The organism is Aminobacter aminovorans (genome assembly GCF_900445235.1).
Taxonomy (GTDB): domain Bacteria; phylum Pseudomonadota; class Alphaproteobacteria; order Rhizobiales; family Rhizobiaceae; genus Aminobacter; species Aminobacter aminovorans.
Window position 1 is genome coordinate 3,368,551 of the sequence record NZ_UFSM01000001.1, and the last position, 21,683, is coordinate 3,390,233.

Genomic DNA, 21,683 nt, shown 5'->3' on the forward strand with positions numbered 1-21,683 from the left:
GACAAATGCAGCGGTGCACAAGCTTGGAGCAACAGGCCCGACACGCCGTACCGGGCAGCAAAATTGGGACGTCGAGATGGCCCCGCGGAACTCGGATGGTTTCACGAATCACGGCGTGACGAAGCTTCACGAAGGCAACGTCGCGGATATTGCCCGAGGTTTGCCTGCACGCGTGCGCATGGCGCTGTCGGCGGCGCTGCACCTGCCTCGCGGTTCGCTGAAGGTGAAGATGCCGGACGGACGCAGCATCCTGGTTGGCGGCAAGGCGCCGGGACCAGAGGCAGAGATTGTTCTTCACAATTGGAAACTGCCTTCGCGCGCTTTCAGCGGCGGAACCATCGGCGTCGCGGAATCCTACATCGATGGCGACTGGGACAGTCCTGACGTCACCAGCTTCCTTGAACTGTTCGTGGTCAATAGCGAAGCCGGCGAAGGTGTTGCCGGGGGTGCCAACTGGCTGCTTTCCACCATCCAGCGCATTCGTCACTGGCTCAACGACAATACCCGTACCGGCTCCAAGCGCAACATTTCCGCCCATTATGACCTCGGCAATGCCTTCTACAGCCAGTGGCTCGATCCGAGCATGACCTACTCGTCAGGGCTTTATGCAACCGGCGCCAACGACCTCGCCGGCGCGCAGACCGAAAAGTACCGGGCGTTGGCACGCGACACCGGCATCGGACCGAACGATCATGTGCTGGAGATCGGCTGCGGCTGGGGCGGCTTTGCCGAGTTTGCGGCGCGCGAGATCGGCTGCAAGGTGACCGGACTGACGATCAGCCGCGAGCAGTTCGATTTCGCCCAGAAACGCATCCACAATGCCGGGCTTTCCGACAAGGTCGAGCTCAAGTTGCAGGATTATCGCGACGAGACCGGCCGCTACGATCGCATCGCCTCGATCGAGATGTTCGAGGCTGTGGGCGAAAAATACTGGCCGGCGTTCTTTGCCAAGATGAAGCAGTGCCTGCCGTCGGGCGGCACTGCGGGCCTGCAGATCATCACCATCAACGAGGCGGCCTATCCCGTCTACCGCAAGCGGCCCGACTTCATCCAACGCTACGTCTTTCCCGGCGGCATGTTGCCGACGCCGACGCTGCTCAAGTCACTCGGCGCAGACCATGGCCTGGACTATCTGCGCGAGCGAGTCTTTCCGCAGGACTACGCCCGGACGCTGGCCGAGTGGCGAACGCGTTTCTGGTCGTCCTGGGAGCGTATCGTGCCGCTCGGCTTCGACGACCGCTTCAAAAAGCTCTGGGAGTTCTATCTCCATTATTGCGAAGCCGGCTTCCGCGCCGAATATATCGACGTCAGGCAGGTTGTATATAAGGCCTGATAATCTCGATTCACAATGATGCAGACCTGCCGGACACTGGAGGTCGGCGGACCATAACTTATTGTTGCTTGTTTTGTGCCGCTAAAAAGCCGAACCGTTGCTGAATCTGGCTCCGCACACAGCGTCGGAGCGAATCAAGTCATGCGCAAACGCAGCCTTTTTCTTCTTTCAACGCTCGCCCTTGCCGGAGCAGTCTACATCAACAACGCGTCGTTGCTTTCCAACCGTCCTGGCGGCAAGCCGGTCGTCCTTGCCCATCGCGGGCTGGCGCAGGAATACGACCGCACCGGGCTGACCGGTGAGACCTGCACCGCCGGGCGCATGCTTCCAGCACGGCACGATTATCTCGAAAACACGATACGCTCGATGGACGCCGCCTTCGCGCGCGGCGCCGACGTGCTGGAACTCGATGTGCATGCCACCACCGACGGCAAGTTCGCGGTATTCCACGACTGGACGGTGGACTGCCGTACCGAAGGCAGCGGCGAGACGCGCAGCCATTCGATGTCAGACCTCAAGAAGCTTGACGTCGGCTACGGCTACACCGCCGACGGCGGCAAGACCTATCCCTTTCGCGGCCAAGGCGTCGGCCTGATGCCCTCGCTCGACGAGGTGATGGAGCAATTCCCTGATCGGCGCTTCCACATCAACGTCAAAAGTAACGACGCCAAGGACGGCGAGGCAATGGCGACCTTTCTTTCGGCCTTGCCCCCGGAACGCCAGGCAGCTTTGACCGTAGTTGGCGGCGACAGGCCGTTGCAGGCAATCAAGGCCACCCTGCCCGGCATGCGTACGCTCAGCAAGAAATCGCTGACGCGCTGCTTGCTGCGCTACGCAGGACTAGGCTGGAGCGGCTACGTGCCGGAGGACTGCAGGGGCACGACACTGGGCATTCCAATCAACATTGCCCCCTGGCTATGGGGTTGGCCGAATCGTTTGCTCGACCGGATGGAAAACGCCGGCACCAATGTCTACTTGTTCGGGCCCTATGACGGCGGCGGATTTTCTGACGGCATCGATGATCCCGCCATGATCGAGACGCTGCCGGCTGGCTATTCGGGCGGCATTTCCACCGATGCACTGGATCTGGTCATGCCGGCGATCGAACGCCGGGCCAACTGACCGGCCCTTGTGCAAACGAAAGGGCGGCCGGATCCCTCCGGCCGCCTTCCCGATCCGCCAAATCTCAAAGCGTGATGCGATACTTCGCGAAACCCTCAGCACCGTCGCCCGCCGGCTCGATCTTGACCGCCTTGACCTCTGATATGTGGTCCTTGGCCTTGGGCCCGGTTTCGAAAATCACAGAGGCCCCCGCCACCGGGGCAAACGACCAGTTGGAATCGGCCGACGGATTGATCGTGCCCTGGTCGACGATGTAGCGCACGATCACGTCGCGGTTGGTGTCGGGCGCCTCGAAGACAAGCTTCGACGCATTGATCTCGGGGAAGTTGCCCCCGCCGCCAGCGCGGTAGTTGTTCGACGCAACAACGAATTTCGCTGCGGGATCGATAGGCTTGCCCTCGAACATCAGATCGACGATGCGATTGGAGCTCGCTTCCAGTACCGCACCCTTCGGATCGTATTTTGGCGGCTGCGCCAGATCGATCTTGTAGGTCACGCCGTCAATGACGTCGAAATTGTAGGACGGGAAGTCGGGATTGATCAGCACCTGGTCGGCCTTGCCTGGTTCAATCTTGTTGAAGATGCCGGCCGACATCTCCAGCCATTCCTTGACCTGGGCGCCGGTCACCGCCACCGCCTGCACCGTATTGGGGTAAAGATAGAGGTCGGCGACGTTCTTGATCGCGACGGCGCCGGCCGGAACGTCGGTGTAGTAGTCCGGCCCGCCACGCCCGCCCGACTTGAAAGGAGCCGCGGCCGAGAGAACCGGCAGCTCCTTATGCTCGGTGTCCTTGAGCATGTCCTTGATGTACCAGATCTGTGCCTGGCTCACGATCTGGACCGAGGGGTCGTCGGCAACCAGCGCGAAATAGGAATAGAGCGGCGCCGACGTCTTGCCGACGGGCGTGCGCACATAGGCGAGCGTCGCTTCATGCTCCTCCTTCGCGGCTGCCTCGACCGCGGGCTTGCTCTCCACCGTCGGCACCACCTTCTTGTCGACGCGCTTGGAGATCGGACGCGCCTCGCTGGTCGAGCTGACCACTTTCCAGGCATTGCCATCGCGCTCGAGCAACAGGTCGATCAGGCCGAGATGCGAGCCCCAGAAGCCGCCCATCACACCCGGCTTGCCGTTGATCGTACCCTTGGCGTTGTCGAGGCCCTCCACCTTGTCGAACTTCGGTCCGGGAAAGTCGAGATGGCTGTGACCGGTGACGATCGCATCGATACCGTCGACGCCGGCAAGCAGGATGGAGGCGTTTTCGAGATTTTCGGCGGCCTGCGGCGTTCCCATGCCGGAGTGCGAGAGCGCGATGACGATGTCGGCGCCCTGCTCGCGGATCTCAGGCACCCAGGCCTGGGCTGCCTTGACGATGTCGCGGGTCATCGCCTTGCCGTGCAAATGGCGCGAATCCCAGGTCATCACCTGGGGCGGCACGAAGCCGATCAGGCCGATGCGGATCGGATGCTCGGCGCCTGAGCCATCCTTCACCTTCTTGTCGAGGATCACATAGGGCTTGAGGAACAACTCGTCCTTGGTCGCGTCAGCCGCCAGTTCGCCCTTTGTCAGGTTGGAGCAGACGACGGGGAAGTTTGCGCCGGCGAGGACCTTGAACATGTAGTCGAGGCCATAGTTGAACTCGTGGTTGCCCAGCGTCGAGCAATCATAGCCCAGCGTGTTCATCGCCTTGATGATTGGATGGACGTCGCCATCCTTCATGCCGCGCTGATAGGCCATGTAGTCGCCCATCGGATTGCCCTGCAGGAAATCGCCATTGTCGACCAGGATCGAGTTGGCGGCTTCAGCGCGGATGGCGTCGATGATCGAAGCCGTGCGTGCAACGCCCATCGTGTCGTTCGGCTTGTCGGCATAGTAGTCATAGGGAAACACATGGACGTGCAGGTCGGTGGTTTCCATGATGCGGAGATGCGCCTGATTTGCCTGGGCGCGTGCCGAAAAGGGATGGAGCATCACAAGTGCACCCGCTGCAGCCGATCCCGCTAGGAAAGAACGACGAGAAACAGGTTGATTCACGTTGGACATTTTCATTCTCCAGGAAATGAACTGACAGTATTTAGCCGGCGTCCCAAAGATCAAATGTCGCGCCAAAATTCACACGAGTCCAGCCGACTCGTATGACAGCCTCGCGACATCACTCGGGGAATGGATTGGTCCAGCGCGATGCCGCCCATTTCGGCCTGGTTTGTTTCTGCTCAGAGCAGATCCGGCCTTATTCCCATAACGGTGCGATCGACGATCTCGCGCAGGGCGAAGGATGAATTGATCTTGGTGACATGCGGCATCGCCGACAGCCACTCCTTGTGGATGCGCTCGTAGTCGGGCAGATCGCGGGCCGCGATGCGAAGGATGTAATCATACTCACCCGACATCAGATGGCATGACAGGATGTTGGGACAACGCTTCACCGCGACCTCGAAATCCGAAAGCGTCTTCTCGAATTGCCCCGACAGCGAAATGTGGACGATCACCGTCATCTGGTGACCGAGCGCGACATTCGAGAGACGGGCGTGATAGCCACTGATGATGCCCGACTTCTCGAGATTGTCGAGGCGCCGCGAGCACGCCGACTGCGACAGCCCGATCTTTTCGGCCAACGCCGCGTTGGGCATCCGCCCATCCTTCTGAAGTGCGTCCAGAATGGCGATATCGATCCTGTCCAACGGCATTCTTCGAATTTCCTTCGATAATACAGAGGATAGGCGCAAAAATTATCGAACAACCCATGGTGGCGCAACCGTTTTCGCAAACATATTCGGAACGATTCGTGATTGACTTCGTCATTAGGGAGAGATGGCCAAAATGGCTGCGGAGGAGCAGGAAGATGCGCGTAGGTTGTCCCAAGGAAATCAAGAATCATGAGTACCGTGTCGGTCTGACGCCCGGTTCGGTTCGCGAATATGTCGCCCACGGCCACGAGGTCTTGGTCGAAACCGGCGCCGGCTCAGGAATTGGCGCCGACGACAATGCATATCGCGCCGCCGGTGCCCAGATAGCCAAAACCGCCGAGGAGGTCTTTACCCGCTCCGACATGATCGTGAAGGTCAAGGAACCGCAACCCAGGGAATGGGCACAACTGCGCGACGGCCAGATCCTCTATACATATCTGCATCTTGCACCCGATCTGGAACAGACCAAGGGATTGCTTGGCTCTGGCGTCACCGCAGTCGCCTATGAGACGGTGACCGATGAGCGCGGCGGGCTGCCGCTGCTGGCGCCGATGTCCGAGGTTGCCGGGCGCCTGGCAATCCAGGCGGGTGCGACGGCGCTGCAGAAGGCTCATGGCGGCCGCGGCGTGCTGCTCGGCGGCGTGCCGGGCGTGCTGCCGGGCAAGGTCGCGGTCATCGGCGGCGGCGTCGTCGGTCTGCATGCCGCACGGATGGCGGCCGGGCTCGGCGCCGACGTCAGCATCATCGACCGCTCGATTCCGCGCCTGCGCCAGCTCGACGATCTGTTCGCCGGCCGGGTCCACACGCGCTATTCGACGGTCGAGGCTCTAGAAGAAGAATGCTTCTCGGCCGACCTCATCATCGGTGCCGTGCTCATTCCAGGCGCTGCCGCGCCCAAGCTGGTCAGCCGCGAAATGCTGTCAGGCATGAAGAAGGGCGCGGTCCTTGTCGATGTCGCCATCGACCAGGGCGGTTGCTTCGAAACCTCGCAAGCCACCACTCATGCCGATCCGACCTACGAGGTCAACGGCATCATCCACTATTGCGTCGCCAACATGCCGGGAGCTGTGCCGGTCACGTCGGCGCACGCACTCAACAACGCCACGCTGCACTATGGCCTGGCGCTTGCCGACCGCGGCCTCAAGGCATTGGCCGATGAACCGCATCTGCGCAACGGCCTCAACGTCCACCGTGGCCGGATTACCAATCGCGCCGTCGCCGAAGCGCTCGGCTACGAGATGACCGAAGCCAAGTCGGCTCTGGCCGCCTGATTCTTTCGGGAAGGAATCAAGCGCCCGCCGCAGCGATGCGGCGGGCTTTTTCTCGCCCGTAGAGCCCTCGCCCGCACCGCCTCCGCAGGATACTACCAAAAATAGTCTGCGCGTCGGCACGGATTTACCCGCACGTGACATCTTCGCTGCATCAAACGCAACGCAAGCGTGCCATGACTGCCTGGGGCCGCAATATGGACGTTCGCAAGACCTTGGAAATCCCCTCTTCCCGGACAAGCCGGGCAGCGGCGTTGGCTTTCGGCGACAAAGGCCGCCGTACAACAGCAAGTTTTGCTGCCAAGCCATTGGTGCATGAGGACAATTCCTGGTCCAGACGTTCATGCTGGGAAGCTAAATTGCCTGTGGGTGTGACATTTTAGTTGCACTGCAAGCAACCTGGGCGTGCTATCAAGGCGACATTGGGTAAGGTTGGGGTAGTAAATTATGACATTTGGTAAGACTTGGCAGGCGCTGTTGCTTGGCGCTGTGTCGGCCGTTGCAATCAACTCGGCATCCTTTGCCGCTGATTCAGTGGCGGAAGCACCGGCGGCAGGCTTCAACTGGAGCGGTGTCTATGTCGGCTTCGGTGGCGGCGTCGGTGCCGTCAAGCATGGCCTGGAGATTGCAAATCCAAACGGTCCGGAGCGCATCGGCCTGCCCGACCTCGGTGGCGGCGGCGTCTTCGGTGAAGTGACGGTCGGCTACGACTACATGGTGTCGGACCGGTTCCTGCTCGGCGCATTTGCCGATGGCCATTTCGGCAATATCGGCCTTTCGCTCGAGGCTGATGGCGGTTTTGCCGACGCAACGCTCAACAACACCTACGGCTTCGATGTCGCCGCACGCGCCGGCTATCTTCTGACGCCGACGACGCTTGGCTATGTGCTCGGCGGTTACAGCTGGCAGCAGTTCAAGCTCGACGGCTCGATCGTCGGCACGCCTTTCGAGTTCGACGAAAGCCGAAGCGGCTATGTGCTCGGCGTCGGCCTTGAAACCGTGGTCAGCGGCAACTGGACCCTCAAGTCCGAATATCGCTACGCCAACTATGGCAATGACACTGTCGTCGACCTGGGCGGCACCGGCCTGCTCAACGTCGCGCCGACCACCCACACCTTCCATGTCGGCGCCAACTACCGCTTCGGCGGTCAGAATGGCGGCGGCACGTCATTCGCAGCACCCGCCTATAGCTGGACCGGCTTTTACGTCGGCGGCGCGCTCGGCGCAGGCGCCATTACCGACGAGATCAACCTTGGCGGCGGTGCGGCCTCGTTCAATGGTATCGGCGGCGAAGGCGCCTTCGGCGAGCTGAGCGTGGGCTACGACCACGAACTGAACGGCAACTGGGTCGTCGGCATCATGGTCGACGGTCGTTACTCCGGAATGACCACGCAGCTGTTCGACATGTCGGCTCTTGGCGGCCCCAAGTACGAAGGCAAGGCAGATTATGGTTTCGACATTCTGGCCCGTGTCGGTGCCAAGCTGAACGAGTCGACGCTTGCCTATGTGCTGGGCGGCTACAGCTGGCAGCATGTGAAGGAAGAAGTCAGCTTCGGCGGCCTGTCGGAAACCAGAGACTGGAGCGTCGGCGGCTTCTCGGTCGGTGGCGGTCTCGAAACGGCTGTCACCAACAACATGTCTGTCAACCTCGAGTATCGCTACTCGAAGTATGAAGGTCAGGACTATGACAGCGGCGGCATGTGGGAAACGGTTCCCGCCTTCCACACTGTCCGCGTGGGTGCGAAGTACAAGTTCAACTGAGACCGTTTCAGGCAAACGGCCCCAACCCGCCGCAGCGATGCGGCGGGTTTTTTGTTTGCAGTTCAATCAGATAGCAGCGCCACTCGATTTGCCGGCTTGGTCCAGTTCGATCCGGCACTGGTAGCAATTGTTCTTTGCCGAGCGCATGTGCACGTAAGCCACGTCAGGCCGCTGGAGCAGCGTTTCGGCGCGCTCACGGATTTCGGGCGTCGGCGTCACCGCCCCCGTGCCATAGACGATACGATCGTCGGCGCTGTAGCCGCGCAGGATGTAGTCCCTGGTCCGGGTGAACAGTTCAGGCAATTCTGCCGCTTCTGGCGCGCGCGGGCATTCTTCGGCATGCAGAAAGATCGGCCCGGTTTCGGCATAAGGCTGAACTGCCGGAAACGGCCTGTAGGCAAGAATGAGATAACCCTTTCCGGCAGCGACATTGGTCAGACAATGACGGCACGGCACGCCGTCGCCATCGGAGACCCTGCGCTCTGGCTTCATGCCATAGGCGTCGGCGCCGCCCTGCTGGAGTGCCCGCACCGCCTCTGTGGGCAGGCCATGGAAAATGATGCTCATAACGACAATCCCTCGTTGATCGATTGTCGCAAGCTATGGCGAGCGCAGGCATGCGCCCACCCGATTTCCTACGTCCACCTGTTCCTAAACAGACAGCGTTTCGTCCATCAGCGCGTCGAGCACCCTGACCAGGCCGGTGAATTCGCGCACCCGGCGAACGGCAAGCAGGGTGCCGGCGACGTAAGGCACTGCCGAAGTGCCGGCATCGTGGCGGATGGTCAGCCGCTCCTCAGGCAGACCGAAAACGGCTTCGCAGGACAGTTGATAGGAAGGCAGGCGCAGCGAATGGACCTGCACTGCCGTGCCCTCGCCCAGCGTCGCGCCGCGGGCCTCCGGATGGCCGTAAATCTCGGAGGTCGGCAAGGCAGTCGGTGCGCCGCGAATCTCGGACAGCGTTTCGGCCAACTCGAGCGCGGTGCCCGAGGGCGCATCGGCCTTTCTCGCACTGGCATAGTCGATGATTTCGACGTCGGGCACATATTGCGCCGCCATCAGCGCAAACCTCTTCATCAAGGTAGCCGTGATGGAATAGTTCCCGGCGGCAACGACGCCGACGCCATTGGCGCGGGACGCCGCATTGATCTCGCGGTAGTCGGCAGCCCTCAGTCCTGATGTGCCGATGACGACGTGGCAGCCGCGCGATATGGCGAGCATGGCATGATCCCTGACGGCTACCGGTTTAGTGTAGTCGACGACCACGTCGCAGGGTGCCGCCAAGGCCTCGCCAAGAGAGGCACTGATCATCTGGCCGCTCGGCTGGCCACCCGTTGCCACACCGACGTCATGGCCGGCAGCTCTGCGCGCGACCGCACCGACGAGCCGCATGTCGTTCTGCCCCTGAATTGCCGGTACAAGCGCCTTGCCAACCCAGCCGGTGGCGCCGGCCATCACCACTCTGATCGTCATCTTCCGTCTCCGATTTGGTATACTGTATACTACATCGAAGAATGCAAATAAAGCCCGGCTCTCGCAAGCCGGGCTCTCTTTTGACGGGTACTGCGCTCGAAGCTAGCGGATGAATGCGTCGTAGCGGCGCAGCGTGACGCGGCGGTTGCGCCAGTTCTCGTTCTGGGTCGGCACCAGCAGGAATTCTTCGCCATAACCGACTGTTTCCAGCGCATAGCGCGGGATGCCGAACTCACGCACCAGGGTCTGCTTCAGCGAGGCGGCGCGGCGCTCCGACAAGGCCTGGTTCGACTGAAACGAACCGACGGCATCGGTATGGCCCTCGATCAGCACGCGCGCATCGGGGTCGCGGCGCAGGATGCGGTCCAGCGCGTTGGCGATGTTCTCGACCTTGCCATATTGCGAATAAGGCACCTCGGCCGAGCCGAAGGCGAAGTTGATCGACTGGATATCGATCGACGGGGCCATGCGGCGCAGGTCGGGCCGGCGCTTGAATTCACGTACGGTGACGCGCTGGTTGGGCTTGAGCTTCATCGTCGGCGCCGCCTGAAGCTGGCGTTCGATCTGCGACGCAGACGGCGTCGTCGCCTGCGCGGCAGCGAGCGAAGGCGCAGCAAGCACGGCGATCAGCGCGGCGGCTAGCGTACGGCGGTTCAACATCCTCAATCTCCTTGCATATTTCGACCGTCCGGTCGGATCTGATGCGCGGAAAATGCCAGAACCGACCTGAAGCAGCGATGAACGGGCGGTTCAGCCGATGTTGTGCGCCATCACGGCCGCATCACGCTTGCCGAACGTTCGGCGAAGGTCATCGTCCGAACTGTCTCGGTTTTCTGCGCGACCGGCGTGAAACCCATTTTCTGGTACAGCGGCAGGGCTGCGGGATGGTCGAGCGTGCAGGTCTGCACCGTCACCTTTTGTGGCCTGTAGGACCACGCTGCTCCGATCGCAGCCCCCAGGAACCAGCGGCCAATACCTTGCCCGGTGGCGTGCTCCATCATGCCGAAATAGGCGAGTTCGACCTCGTCGGGCAAATGCGGCTTGATGTCCATGAAGCCCGCCGGCGCGCCATCGAGATAAAGCACCCGGATGTCGCGGTCCTCGCGATGCAGACCGGCGGCAAGTTCTTCGTCATTGAGCCTCAGACTGTTGACCCAATGCCATTTGCGACCAACCCGGTCGGCAAGGTAGCGGTAGAAATGCAGCGGGATCTCGCGCGTCCTGAGGAGAGCGATCTGGCGATTGACCGGCAGCGGCGGCCTGTAAGCCGGCGGGACATGCATTTCCAGAAAGGTGACCGTCACCTCGATGTTCTCGCTGCGGTCGACGGCCATGCTCACGCTTTCCCCGTCACAACAGGCGTGTCGGACATGCCGCCCCATTCGGTCCAGGAACCATCGTAAAGCCTGACGTCGCCATGCCCGAGCGATTGCAGCGCAAGGGTGATGACAGCAGCGGTAACACCCGAGCCGCAGGAAGTGACGACAGGCTTCGACAGATCGAGCCCCGCCGCCTCGAGCGTTGCCTTCAGGCGGTCGAGCGGCAGAAGCTCGCCATTCTCCGACAGCGTCACCGAAGGCACACTGCGCGCGCCCGGCATGTGGCCGGAACGCAGGCCAGCGCGCGGCTCCGGATCGGCGCCCTCGAACCGCCCGGCGGAACGGGCATCGGCGATCTGGGCGCTGCCTGATGCAACGATCTTGCGCATCTCGGCCAGCGAAACGACCTTCGATGCGTCGTAGTCGACGTGGAACACGCCGGGCGCGGTCTTGGTTGGCTCGGCAGTCACCGGGCGCCCAGACGCCTTCCAGCGGTCGAAGCCGCCATCGAGAATGTAGACCTGAAACACGCCCATGATGCGGAACATCCACCAGACGCGTGGCGCTGTCTGAAAGCCCGGACCGTCATAGATGACGATGGTATCGTCGGCCGAAATGCCCATTGAGCCGGCGAAGCGGGCAAACAGCGACGGCGAGGGCAGCGTGTGCGGCAGGGCCGAGTCCGGATCGACGACCAGGTCCTGGTCAAAGAACACGGCGCCGGGAATGTGGGCGGCGTCATATTCGGCGCGCGGGTCGCGTTTCTGTGCCGGCATGTACCAGGACGCGTCGACGATCGACAAGCCGGGCGTGCCCAGCCGTTTTTCCAGCCAATCCGCATCGATGACGAAAGCGCTCTTGTCACTCATGGCAACGTCTCCAGGTTCAGTTGGCGGGCATCGCGCCGAAGCGGATGCGGAAGCGGCGGTTCTCCCGCCCCTTCTTTTCGATCTTGCCGATATGGATCTCGCCGATTTCGGCGGTGCTGGCGACATGGGTTCCGCCGCAGGGCTGGCTGTCGATCGAGGCATTTTCGCCGATGCAGACGAGCCTGATCTTGCCGGTGCCGGATGGCGGGCGCACGTTTTTCGACTTCACCAGCGTCGGATTGGCGGCAAGCTCGGCGTCGGAAATCCAGCTCGCATAAATCGGATGGTTGGCGCGGACCAACTCCATCAGCCTGGCCGTCACGTCTTCCTTGGTGAATCCTGCGTCAGGAATGTCGAAATCGACGCGCGAATCGTCCTCGCCGACCGACGCGCCGGTGATGGGGTACGGACAAACCACCGTCAGCAGATGGCAGGCCGCGTGCATGCGCATCAAAAGCAGTCGGCGCGGCCAGTCGATCGCCAGTCTCAGGCGCTCGCCGACGTCGGGTACCGCCTGTTCCAGCGCCGGCACATGGATGATCTCGTCCTTGCTTTCGCCTGTGATCGTGGCCGCAACGGCAATGCGACTGCCGTCGGCGCGGACCAGGATACCGGTGTCGCCCGGCTGGCCGCCCGAAGTGGCATAAAAGATCGTCCGGTCGAGAATGATGCCGCCGCGTTCGTTGATGCCGACGACATTGGCCTCGGTCTCGCGCAGATAGGAATCGTCGCGAAAGACCGCCTCGGTCGAAAATGCCATCACGCCACCTGCTCGAACGGCACCGAAATGTTGGGCTCGGTCTCCATCCAATCGGGCACCGGCAGGCTCTTGCTACGCAGGAAATCAGGATTGAACAGCTTGGACTGGTAGCGCGTGCCGAAATCAGCAAGGACCGTCACGATGGTGTGCCCTGGGCCGAGCTGTCGTGCCAGCCGGATCGCGCCGGCAATGTTGATGCCGGTCGAGCCGCCAACGCAGATACCCTCTTCCTGGATCAGCCCGAAGACGATCGGCAATGCTTCCTCGTCGGGGATCTGGTACGAAAAATCCGGTGTGAAATCTTCCAGATTGGCGGTGATCCGGCCCTGGCCGATGCCTTCGGTGATCGAACTGCCTTCGGCTTTCAATTCGCCCGAGGTGTAGTAGCTGTAGAGTGCTGCCCCGAGAGGGTCGGCGATTGCGATCTTCACGGCAGCACTCTTTGCCTTCAGCCCGATCGCTACGCCCGCAAGCGTGCCGCCGGTGCCGACGGCCGAAACGAAACCGTCAACCTTGCCGCCGGTCTGCTGCCAGATTTCCTCGGCCGTGGTGCGGATATGGCCTTCGCGGTTGGCGACGTTATCGAACTGATTGGCCCAGATGGCGCCGTTCGGCTCGGTTTTCGCCAGTTGCTCGGCCAGGCGACCGGAAACCTTCACGTAGTTGTTCGGGTTCTTGTAGGGAACGGCCGGGACTTCGATGAGTTCGGCGCCGAGCAGTCGCAGCGCGTCCTTCTTCTCCTGGCTCTGCGTGTCGGGAATGACGATGACGGTGCGGTAGCCGAGCGCCTTGGCGACAACCGTCAGGCCGATGCCCGTATTGCCGGCCGTACCCTCGACGATGACCCCGCCTGGCCGCAGCAGACCGCGCTTTTCCGCATCGCGAATGATGAACAGACCGGCGCGATCCTTGACCGATTGCCCCGGGTTCATGAACTCGGCCTTGCCAAGTATCTCGCAGCCGGTTTCCTCCGAGGCCCGCTTGAGGCGGATGAGAGGCGTATTGCCGATGGCATCGATCACCGAGCGCATGAAGATTCCTTCCTAATTCGCCTGAGAACCCTAGAAATGTGAGCCCGCGCTTTCAAGGGATGAAATTCTCTGGACCAGTCGCATCTGTGCGTCAACGCGCGCAAGATCCCTGCCCGACCGGCCGACACACCATCAACATGGCACTTCCTAAAACAGCCTTTCCATATGCATGCCACCCCGCTAGAGCTACGCAATAACTCCTGCCCAGAGGTTAGAAGTGAGCACATACCGGGCCGACCCGGAACACGGGGTCGCGTGGATTACCGGCGGCAGCACCGGTATTGGCCGCAGCGTGGCCCGCTTGCTGGCAAAAGAAGGCTACACGGTTGCCGTCACCGTCCGGGCCAACGATCCGATCGACACGTTGATCGAGGAAACTCGCAGCATGGCCGGCAAGGTGCTGGCGTTTCCATCCGATGTCACCGACGAGGCTGGAATGGCTGCCGCGGTCGCCGCGATCGAAGAGCAGGCCGGCCCGATCGTGCTCGCGATCTTCAATGCCGGATCCTACATGCCCGTGACGGGCGAGAACCTGCGCATGGAAGCCTTCCGCCAGAGCTTTGCCGTCAACGTCTTCGGCGTCCTCAATGGCCTGGTTCCGGTGATCGAGCGGATGCGCAATCGCGGTCGCGGACATATCGTGTTCATGGGCTCGATCAGTTGTTATTTCGGCTGGCCGACGACAGCTGCCTATGGCGCCACAAAGGCAGCCGTCAACCTCATCGCCGAGGCGCTGAAGTTCGACTTCGACAAGATGAACATCCGCACGCAGATCATGAATCCCGGCTTCATCGACACGCCGCTGACCGAAAAGAGTGCCTATTACATGCCGGCAATGATGCCGGTCGAAGCTGCCGCCGAGCGTATCTGCAAGGCAATACGCAAGAGCGGTTTCGAGGTCACCTTCCCGCGCCGCCTGACCTGGGCGATGAAGCTGTTGTTCCTGCTGCCGCGACCGCTGCGTGAAAAGGCGCTTCGCGTTGCCACGCGGTGGAAGGCAGAGCCAATGATCTACCTCAGGCGCTCGAGCTTCGACTGAGCCGCGGTGATGGCCAAAGGCTCTGGTTTTGCATCGCGCGCCCAGAGGTAGATGAAAATCGCGGCCCCGAGCATCAGCACGTAGAACCAAAACAATGCCGAATAGGCTGCCGTTGGTTCGCCCGGCGCCATATTTGCAGTGACGACGGCGCCCGTCGCAAACTGCATCAAGCCGACACCGCCGATGGAGAAGAAGTTCATCAGCGTAACCCCGCGCCCGATCAGCTGCGCCGGCAGGAATGCACGCGCATGCGCCATCAGCAGGCCGTAACTGCCGCCGGTCACACCGATGATGACAAAGATGACGGTGACGGTGCTTATGCCTGAGACGACATTCAGCGCGAGATAGAGGATCGCCGCGAGGCCGATAGTATTGCCGACAACCGCAACCCATTTCCGGGTGCGAAACATGGTGTCGAGCGGGCCATAGACAAAGGCGCCGGCAACCATGGCGAGCGCCATGAAGAACGTCACCTGCCCGATCAGCAGCGCGTCGGCACCGTAGACATCGACAAGATAAGGGCCCGACCAGAGGCCTCTGATGCCTGTCGTTGGGGCATAGTTTATGGCGGTCAGAGGAATGATCGGCCATAGAACCCGCATCCGCAGCAATTCGAGATAGCCTGCAAAGCCGACATTGCCCTGTTCCATGCCCTCCGGCGACTTCGGATCGCGCACCATGACGAGCACGGCAAGTGCAGCTGCAATGGTGATGACGCCGAGGCCGGCCATGACCGGCCGCCAGCCGAACGCCTCGGCCGCCTGTGCCAGCGGTGCCGCGCCGATGACGTTACCGGCGGTGCCGAAAGCCACCATCCACGACGCGAGCACGGCAAAACGGGCGATGGAAAATATGCGCGCGAAGATGAACAGCGACGACATCAGCACCGGCGCGCAGCCGATGCCGATCATCGCCATGGCTGCGATGACCATCCAGGGAGCCGTTGCAGAGGCAAAGACGAAGGCGCCGCCACCGCCGCCAAACAGAAGCAGCGTCGAGGCGGTGCGTCGTGGGCCGAAGCGGTCGAGCGAAACGCCGATGGCAAATTGCGCCAGGGCAAAGGTGATGAAGAACGCGCCCGAGGCGAAAGACAGCTGGGCCTTGGTGGCGCCGAGCTCAGCAGTGAGTGCCGGCGTCAGCACCGCCAGGAACGAGCGATAGAACTGGGACAGCACATAAGCGATTGCGAGCGTCGCTATTCCGGCCATTCCATCCCTCAAACGAAAGGGCGGCCGAAGCACCGCCCCGACCGCCCTAACCTATTCATGCCATGTAGCAAATGGACCAATCCGGCCCGATCTGCTGCACAGCTTACGCTGCGCGCGTATTCGGCTTGCGCGCGCCGAAGCGACGCTTGCCGGCCTTGGGCGCATTTCCATGCGGCCGATCGCCCTTTGGCTTGCCGCTGTTGTTGCCACGCGGACGCTGACCGTTGGGCCGGCGCTCCTCGCGCTCACCACGATCGTTGGCCGGCGCGAAACCGCGCGGCTCGCCGGCCGGACGCGCCGGATCGGGTTCACCAAGATGGTCGGCGTCGATCGTCAGCTTCATGCGGATGATGCGCTCGACCTGCCGCAGCTTGGAGTTTTCCGAGGGGTCAACCAGCGTGACCGCGATGCCGTTGGCGCCGTTGCGGCCAGTGCGGCCGATGCGATGGACGTAGCTTTCAGCCTCATCCGGCAGGTCGAAGTTCACGACATGGCTGATGCCTGGGACGTCGATGCCGCGTGCCGCGATATCGGTGGCGACTAGGATGCGGACCTTGCCGGCGCGGAAGCCGTTGAGTGCCGCCTGGCGCGCGTTCTGCGACTTGTTGCCGTGGATGACGGCGGCCGGAAAGCCGTCGCGGTCCAAATCCTTCACGACGCGGTCGGCGCCATGCTTGGTGCGGGCGAAGACCAGGACCGACGTCATGGCATCGTCGGCCAGCATCTTTGCCAGGATCTGACGCTTCTGCTTGGTCCGGGCAAGGATGATGCTCTGGCGGATTTCGGCTGCCGTGGTGCTCTGCGGTGCAACCTCGACGCGGATCGGATCCTTGAGCAGGCCCTGCGCCAGTTCCGCGATCTCCTGCGGCATGGTCGCCGAAAACAGCGCGGTCTGACGGTTGCGCGAAGTCGCCTTGGCGATGCGCTTGACGTCATTGATGAAGCCCATGTCGAGCATACGATCGGCTTCGTCGAGGACGAGCCACTCTGTATCGGCCAGCACGAGGTCGCCTTCGCGGACGAGATCGGTCAGTCGGCCGGGCGTGGCAATCAACACATCGACGCCCGGAGCGATCTTCTTGACCTGCGAGAAACGTGACACGCCGCCGAGAACCAGCGCGGTCGAGACATGCGCACCCTTGGCGAGCACCTTGATGGTGTCTTCGATCTGCACGGCGAGTTCACGCGTCGGCGCCAGGATCAGCGCGCGTGCGGTCTTGGGCCGGCGCTTGGTGCCGAGCGCCATGATCTTGGACAGGATCGGCAGCGAGAACGCCGCAGTCTTGCCGGAACCAGTCTGGGCGATTCCAAGAATGTCGCGGCCAGCCAGCTGCGCCGGGATCGACTCGACCTGGATCGGCTTGGGCTCGTTGAATCCGGCCATCTGGGTGGCCTTGAGCAGCGCACCGGTAATGCCGAGTTTGGCGAAGCCGTTCAGCTCCGCATTGGTTTCATTCGTCAATATCTTCTTCTTTCGTGTGACGGCTTTCCGCCACAAACAACAATGGCGGCAGGGCGCAACCTGCCGGCCGGAATCTCTCGTGAAACGACAAGGCGGCGGACGACCGTCCGCTCGGCTGCGCTGTCGTGCCCGCTGGCCTCATGCCGCGGGTCTATTCCACCCCTCCCGTTGCCGGAAAGGGTAAAAACAGACGCAACCAGTCTCTCTGAGGAGAAAGCCGTAAGCCCGGCCCAAGCGCCTATGACGCCGCATATGGATGATTTGGAAGGAAAATGCAAGGCCATCCATGCTGCATCGCAATATGACAAGTCGGCGACGTAGTGCCGGCACCGACCTCAGGCGGTGCGTACAACTTCGTTGAGCGTGTCCAAATCGACGTAGAATATCCTGGTGATGGCGATGATCAGCTCGTCATCCAGATATCCATATGACTTCAGGATGCTGACCGCTGTGAGTATGTCGACCGGCTCGGTCAGACGCCTCTTCATGCTTTCCTCGACAAACTGTTCCACTTGGCTGTTCCCTTGTCGATTGCCGAGACGCAACGAACACAGACCAGAACGCCCGATACGAGGTATGGATCGCAGCTTGCGCGGAACTTGCCGGCACTGCCGGAGGTCCAACCATCGATCTGAAACGCGGGAAAACGGCCGACTCACAGGGGCCGTTATCAGGTTAGCACAGCCGCATGACTACGCTACCTCAGGGGTAAGCCATGCGCAGTCCCAGCCGGCGCAGAGCTGGTCGCAACGTCGAGGGCAAGCCGGACCATGTCGGCGAACAGGTCCTGGCGCTCCGTCGAATCCGTATCCTCGCCGTTGACCAGGCTGTCGACCACCGTACAGATCGACAGCGCCTTCGCGCCGAAACGGGCGGCGACCGTGTACAGCGCGTTGGTCTCCATATCGACAGCCAGCGCGCCATGGGCACGCAGCCCGGCAAAGCGCCCGAGAACATCGGGGTGATAGAAAACGTCACTCGAGGCCGTCTGGCCGACGTGATGATCAAGCCCGAGTTCGCCCGCCCGTTGGGCTGCGCGGCATAACAGCTCGAAATCGGCGCTGGGCGCGTAGTCGTAGACACCAAAAAGCTGGCGATTGATGGCGCTGTCACCGCTTGACGATTGCGAAATGACCAGGCTGCGCAGCTTGACGTGCTCGGCCAGGCCGCCACAAGTGCCGACCCTGATAAGCGTCTTGGCGCCATATGTCTCGAGCAACTCATGGGCATAGATGGCCAGCGAAGGCGCACCTATGCCGGTCGTATGCAGGCTGATCGGATGGCCACGATAGCGGCCGGTATATGCCAATGCGCCACGCACCCGGTTCACGCAGCGGGCGTTCTCTAGGAAGGTGGCGGCAATCCATTCGGTGCGCTGCGGATCGCCCGGCAATAGAACGGTTTCGGCGTAGTCGCCTCGTTTCGCCTCGTTGTGCGGCGTTGTCTGCATCTGTCACCCCCGACGACGCTCACCCGCATGATGGCATGATCAGCACATACGGGAAAGCTAATAGAATTATCGGGCAGACTGAAACCGGCTAGAACACGATGCCTAGCCCTCGAGCACTTCTTTGACGACCGTCGCCAGTTGCTTGAGTGAGAACGGCTTGGGCAGGAAGCCGAACTGCGCATCTGCCGGCAGGTTCTTGGCAAAGGCGTCTTCGGCATAACCGGAGACAAAGACGAAGCGGATGTCGGGCTGACGCTTGCGCAGCTCGCCAAGCAGTGTCGGCCCATCCATCTCGGGCATCACCACATCCGACACGACGATATCGATCTGGCCCTTGAGCTCGTCGAATATCTCGAGCGCCTCGACGCCCGACGACGCCTCGTGCACGGTGTAGCCGCGCGAGGTCAGCGCCCTCACCCCGCCCATGCGCACGGCATCCTCATCCTCGACCAGAAGCACGGTTGCCGAACCGGAAAGGTCCTTGGCGACATTGGCTTGTGCCGCCTCCGGCTGCTTGGCGGCCACTGGCGCTGCAACCTCACCGTCGGACCTGGCCTCTTCCGCCTGTACCGGCCTGGCGACGTGGCGCGGCAGGAAGATGCGGAACACGGTCCCCTTGCCGACCTCGGAGTCGCAATAAATGAAACCACCGGTCTGCTTGATGATGCCATAGACCATCGACAGACCCAGGCCGGTGCCCTTGCCGACCTCCTTGGTGGTGAAGAACGGCTCGAATATCTTCTTCAGCACCTCCGGCGCGATGCCGCTGCCGGTGTCCTCGACTTCGACCACGACATAGTCGGCAGGCACCATCTCACGATAGCCATAGGCCTTGCACTCCTCGGCAGGCACGTTCTTGGTGCGGATCATCAGATCGCCGCCGTCAGGCATCGCGTCGCGCGCATTGACGGCGAGGTTGACAACCACCTGCTCGAACTGGCCGATATCGGCCCGAACCGGCCACAGATCGCGGCCATGATCGATCTTGAGCTTGATGCTGTTGCCGACGAGGCGCGCCACCAGCGTGCGCAGATCGGCGAGCACGTCGGTGAGGCTCAGCACCTCGGGACGCAGCGTCTGCTTGCGCGAGAACGCCAGTAACTGCCTGACCAGAGAGGCGGCGCGGTTGGCGTTCTGCTTGATGTTCATGATGTCGGGGAAGGACGGGTCCGACGGACGATGATTGGTCAGCAGCAGGTCAGACGCCATGATGATGGCGGTCAGCACGTTGTTGAAGTCATGTGCGATGCCGCCGGCGAGCTGTCCCACCGCCTGCATCTTCTGGCTCTGCGCCATCTGGTTTTCGAGCGCCTTCTGCTCAGTGGTCTCGACCGCATAGACGATTGCCGCCTCTTCGGCGCCCTCGGCATCCGACCCGTCGGCAACCGCATTGACGTAGAAGCGCATGTGGCGCTCCTCATTGTCGGGCATTACGGTGTCGATGGGCGCAATGTCGGCCTGGCGCTGATGTGCCCTCTCGAGAGCGGCTGCGAACGCTGCGCGGTCACGATCGTGGATGACGGTATCGAGACGGACCTTGCGGTCGACGGCATCCCGGTCGACGACAGACGAAAACAGCGACAGGAACGGCGCGTTGGTGCGCAGGATCCGGCCATTGTGATCGACGCCGGCAATAGCCATCGGCGTCGAATTGAAGAAGCGCGTGAAGCGAACCTCCGAAGCACGCAACTGCGCCGACGAATCCTCGCCTTGGGTGCGGTTGAGCACGATCGTGCGCGTCGGCCCGTTGATGCCTTCGCGGCTCGCCGAGACGCGATGCATGAAGCGTACCGGCAACGCCTCGCCGGCGATGGTCGCCAGATCGAGATCGATGACGGCGTTGCGCGTGGTTCCCGGATCGGCCTTGACCGAGCGGACGAGCGCCATGCCGTCGCCGGCGACGACCTCATCCAGGGTGATGGCACCGGGCGTGAAGCTTGCCAGGTCGATGCCGAGCCATTCGGCCAGCGTCGCATTGACATAGGTGATGCGGCCTTCCTGATCGGCGGAGAAGAAACCGGCCGGGGCGTGATCGAGGTGATCGATGGCCTGCTGCAGGTCGAGGAAAAACCGCTCCTGCTCGGCTCTTTCAGGAGAAATGTCGGCAAGTTGCCAGGCATTCAGCGGCTGACGCTGGCTGGGTACGTTGAAGGCGCGGGCCCGCACGCGGTACCAGCGCGCGCCGGGTGCTGCCCCCGGACGAATGGATTGGGCAAGGCGGAACTCGCCATCGTTGGCCTCGCCGTCACGCAAGCCGGATGCCAGCTGCGTGATCGTCGATGACGCTTCGGGCACATCCGACAACAGGCCCTCGACCGTTTTCAGGTCCGAAGCCGTCGTTGCACCGGTCATGTCGGCATAGGCGCGGTTGGCGTAGACGACGCGGCCTTTGACGTCGGTAAGGAGCAAGCCTTGTGACATCGAGTCGACAAAGGCCTTGGAAAGGCCATCGGCCGGCGAGCGCGGCGCCATCTGGACGAAGCCGATGGCGGTGGCGAAGAGATAACCGACGCCGATCATCGCAAGCACCCCAAGCATGCCCACCAGGAACGGATCGCCGAGGCGTTCGCGAAAGAGGCCAAAGATGATCGCCGATCCGGTCAAGACGACGATGAAGATGATCAGCCGGGTGATGGCATCGGGGCGCGCTGCCTGATCCACGATCGGAACCGGATAGAAGTCGTTGCGCGTTTCCTTGGCCATGCCCTTGCGAGTCTCTCCGGCTCCCTCTTACCGGAGCGGTTGAATCACATTCTCCTTACCGGGAAAAGGCCTAGCCACAAAAAGGCGGTGCAAGCCCGGGGCAAGATCATGCGCTTAGCGTCAATCGCGCCTGTATTGCACGAATGGCAACTTGCCGTGCGCGACAGCTAGGCGTTAGTGTCGCCCGGGCGCGGCGACGG

The 21,683-nt window shown here is 62.0% G+C and carries 19 protein-coding genes; 5 read left to right on the forward strand and 14 right to left on the reverse strand.

From position 1 onward, the window contains the following. The first annotated feature begins 76 nt into the window (after window positions 1-76). Complete coding sequence (locus tag DY201_RS16595) at window positions 77-1,333, forward strand: SAM-dependent methyltransferase (RefSeq protein WP_115732139.1); 1,257 nt, start codon at window positions 77-79, stop codon at window positions 1,331-1,333. Window positions 1,334-1,474: 141 nt separating this feature from the next. Continuing rightward, window positions 1,475-2,455: a glycerophosphodiester phosphodiesterase family protein gene (locus DY201_RS16600; RefSeq protein WP_115732140.1), complete on the forward strand. Its 981-nt coding sequence runs from the start codon at window positions 1,475-1,477 to the stop codon at window positions 2,453-2,455. Between the two features lie 64 nt (window positions 2,456-2,519). On the opposite strand, the gene DY201_RS16605 is transcribed toward DY201_RS16600, so the two are convergent. Together DY201_RS16605 and DY201_RS16610 are read right to left on the reverse strand one after the other, a co-directional pair. After that, on the reverse strand, window positions 2,520-4,496 hold the full coding sequence (locus DY201_RS16605; protein WP_115732141.1) for a bifunctional 2',3'-cyclic-nucleotide 2'-phosphodiesterase/3'-nucleotidase: 1,977 nt from the start codon (window positions 4,494-4,496) through the stop codon (window positions 2,520-2,522). A 170-nt stretch (window positions 4,497-4,666) separates the two neighbouring features. Next, window positions 4,667-5,140 (reverse strand): Lrp/AsnC family transcriptional regulator, encoded by a 474-nt coding sequence (locus DY201_RS16610; RefSeq protein ID WP_115732142.1) that lies wholly within the window; start codon window positions 5,138-5,140, stop codon window positions 4,667-4,669. A 155-nt stretch (window positions 5,141-5,295) separates the two neighbouring features. Here DY201_RS16610 and ald point away from each other — a divergent pair, with 155 nt between their 5' ends. Both ald and DY201_RS16620 read left to right on the forward strand, forming a co-directional pair. Next, window positions 5,296-6,411 (forward strand): alanine dehydrogenase, encoded by a 1,116-nt coding sequence (gene ald, locus DY201_RS16615; RefSeq protein WP_115732143.1) that lies wholly within the window; start codon window positions 5,296-5,298, stop codon window positions 6,409-6,411. Between the two features lie 444 nt (window positions 6,412-6,855). Next, entirely contained in the window at window positions 6,856-8,169 is a 1,314-nt protein-coding gene (locus DY201_RS16620) for an outer membrane protein (protein ID WP_115732144.1), read from the forward strand. A 66-nt stretch (window positions 8,170-8,235) separates the two neighbouring features. On the opposite strand, the gene DY201_RS16625 is transcribed toward DY201_RS16620, so the two are convergent. The 7 genes from DY201_RS16625 to DY201_RS16655 all read right to left on the reverse strand — a co-directional run bounded on the left by DY201_RS16625 (window position 8,236) and on the right by DY201_RS16655 (window position 13,621). Next, window positions 8,236-8,736, reverse strand: coding sequence for a DUF1203 domain-containing protein (locus tag DY201_RS16625; RefSeq protein ID WP_115732145.1), 501 nt, complete (start codon window positions 8,734-8,736; stop codon window positions 8,236-8,238). An 84-nt stretch (window positions 8,737-8,820) separates the two neighbouring features. Further along, window positions 8,821-9,642 (reverse strand): 4-hydroxy-tetrahydrodipicolinate reductase, encoded by an 822-nt coding sequence (gene dapB, locus DY201_RS16630; RefSeq protein ID WP_115732146.1) that lies wholly within the window; start codon window positions 9,640-9,642, stop codon window positions 8,821-8,823. 102 nt (window positions 9,643-9,744) lie between these two features. Then, on the reverse strand, window positions 9,745-10,302 hold the full coding sequence (locus DY201_RS16635) for an OmpA family protein (RefSeq protein ID WP_115732147.1): 558 nt from the start codon (window positions 10,300-10,302) through the stop codon (window positions 9,745-9,747). Window positions 10,303-10,412: 110 nt separating this feature from the next. Beyond that, window positions 10,413-10,976, reverse strand: a complete 564-nt coding sequence (locus DY201_RS16640) for a GNAT family N-acetyltransferase (protein ID WP_115732148.1) — start codon at window positions 10,974-10,976, stop codon at window positions 10,413-10,415. A gap of 2 nt (window positions 10,977-10,978) precedes the next feature. Beyond that, entirely contained in the window at window positions 10,979-11,830 is an 852-nt protein-coding gene (gene sseA / locus DY201_RS16645; RefSeq protein WP_115732149.1) for a 3-mercaptopyruvate sulfurtransferase, read from the reverse strand. 16 nt (window positions 11,831-11,846) lie between these two features. Then, entirely contained in the window at window positions 11,847-12,590 is a 744-nt protein-coding gene (locus DY201_RS16650; RefSeq protein WP_115732150.1) for an alanyl-tRNA editing protein, read from the reverse strand. Further along, window positions 12,590-13,621, reverse strand: a complete 1,032-nt coding sequence (locus DY201_RS16655; RefSeq protein WP_115732151.1) for a cysteine synthase A — start codon at window positions 13,619-13,621, stop codon at window positions 12,590-12,592. The genes DY201_RS16650 and DY201_RS16655 overlap by 1 nt, the downstream gene beginning before the upstream one ends. Before the next feature lie 217 nt (window positions 13,622-13,838). Between DY201_RS16655 and DY201_RS16660 the strand changes: the two genes are divergently transcribed. Continuing rightward, entirely contained in the window at window positions 13,839-14,660 is an 822-nt protein-coding gene (locus DY201_RS16660; protein ID WP_115732152.1) for an SDR family NAD(P)-dependent oxidoreductase, read from the forward strand. Here the strand turns inward: DY201_RS16660 and DY201_RS16665 are convergent. The 5 genes from DY201_RS16665 to cckA all read right to left on the reverse strand — a co-directional run bounded on the left by DY201_RS16665 (window position 14,633) and on the right by cckA (window position 21,483). Then, the gene (locus DY201_RS16665; protein WP_115732153.1) at window positions 14,633-15,868 is read right to left on the reverse strand and encodes an MFS transporter; all 1,236 of its coding nucleotides are present in this window, start codon (window positions 15,866-15,868) and stop codon (window positions 14,633-14,635) included. The two genes, DY201_RS16660 and DY201_RS16665, sit on opposite strands and share 28 nt — an antisense overlap. 103 nt (window positions 15,869-15,971) lie before the next feature. Beyond that, window positions 15,972-17,330: a DEAD/DEAH box helicase gene (locus DY201_RS16670; RefSeq protein ID WP_165915957.1), complete on the reverse strand. Its 1,359-nt coding sequence runs from the start codon at window positions 17,328-17,330 to the stop codon at window positions 15,972-15,974. Between the two features lie 335 nt (window positions 17,331-17,665). Further along, window positions 17,666-17,818 (reverse strand): hypothetical protein, encoded by a 153-nt coding sequence (locus DY201_RS29080; protein ID WP_165915934.1) that lies wholly within the window; start codon window positions 17,816-17,818, stop codon window positions 17,666-17,668. Window positions 17,819-18,027: 209 nt separating this feature from the next. Then, a complete protein-coding gene (gene deoD / locus DY201_RS16675) occupies window positions 18,028-18,780 on the reverse strand; it encodes a purine-nucleoside phosphorylase (protein WP_115732154.1) in 753 nt (250 codons plus the stop codon). 102 nt (window positions 18,781-18,882) lie between these two features. Continuing rightward, window positions 18,883-21,483, reverse strand: coding sequence for a cell cycle histidine kinase CckA (gene cckA, locus DY201_RS16680; protein ID WP_115732155.1), 2,601 nt, complete (start codon window positions 21,481-21,483; stop codon window positions 18,883-18,885). Between the last annotated feature and the right edge of the window lie 200 nt (window positions 21,484-21,683).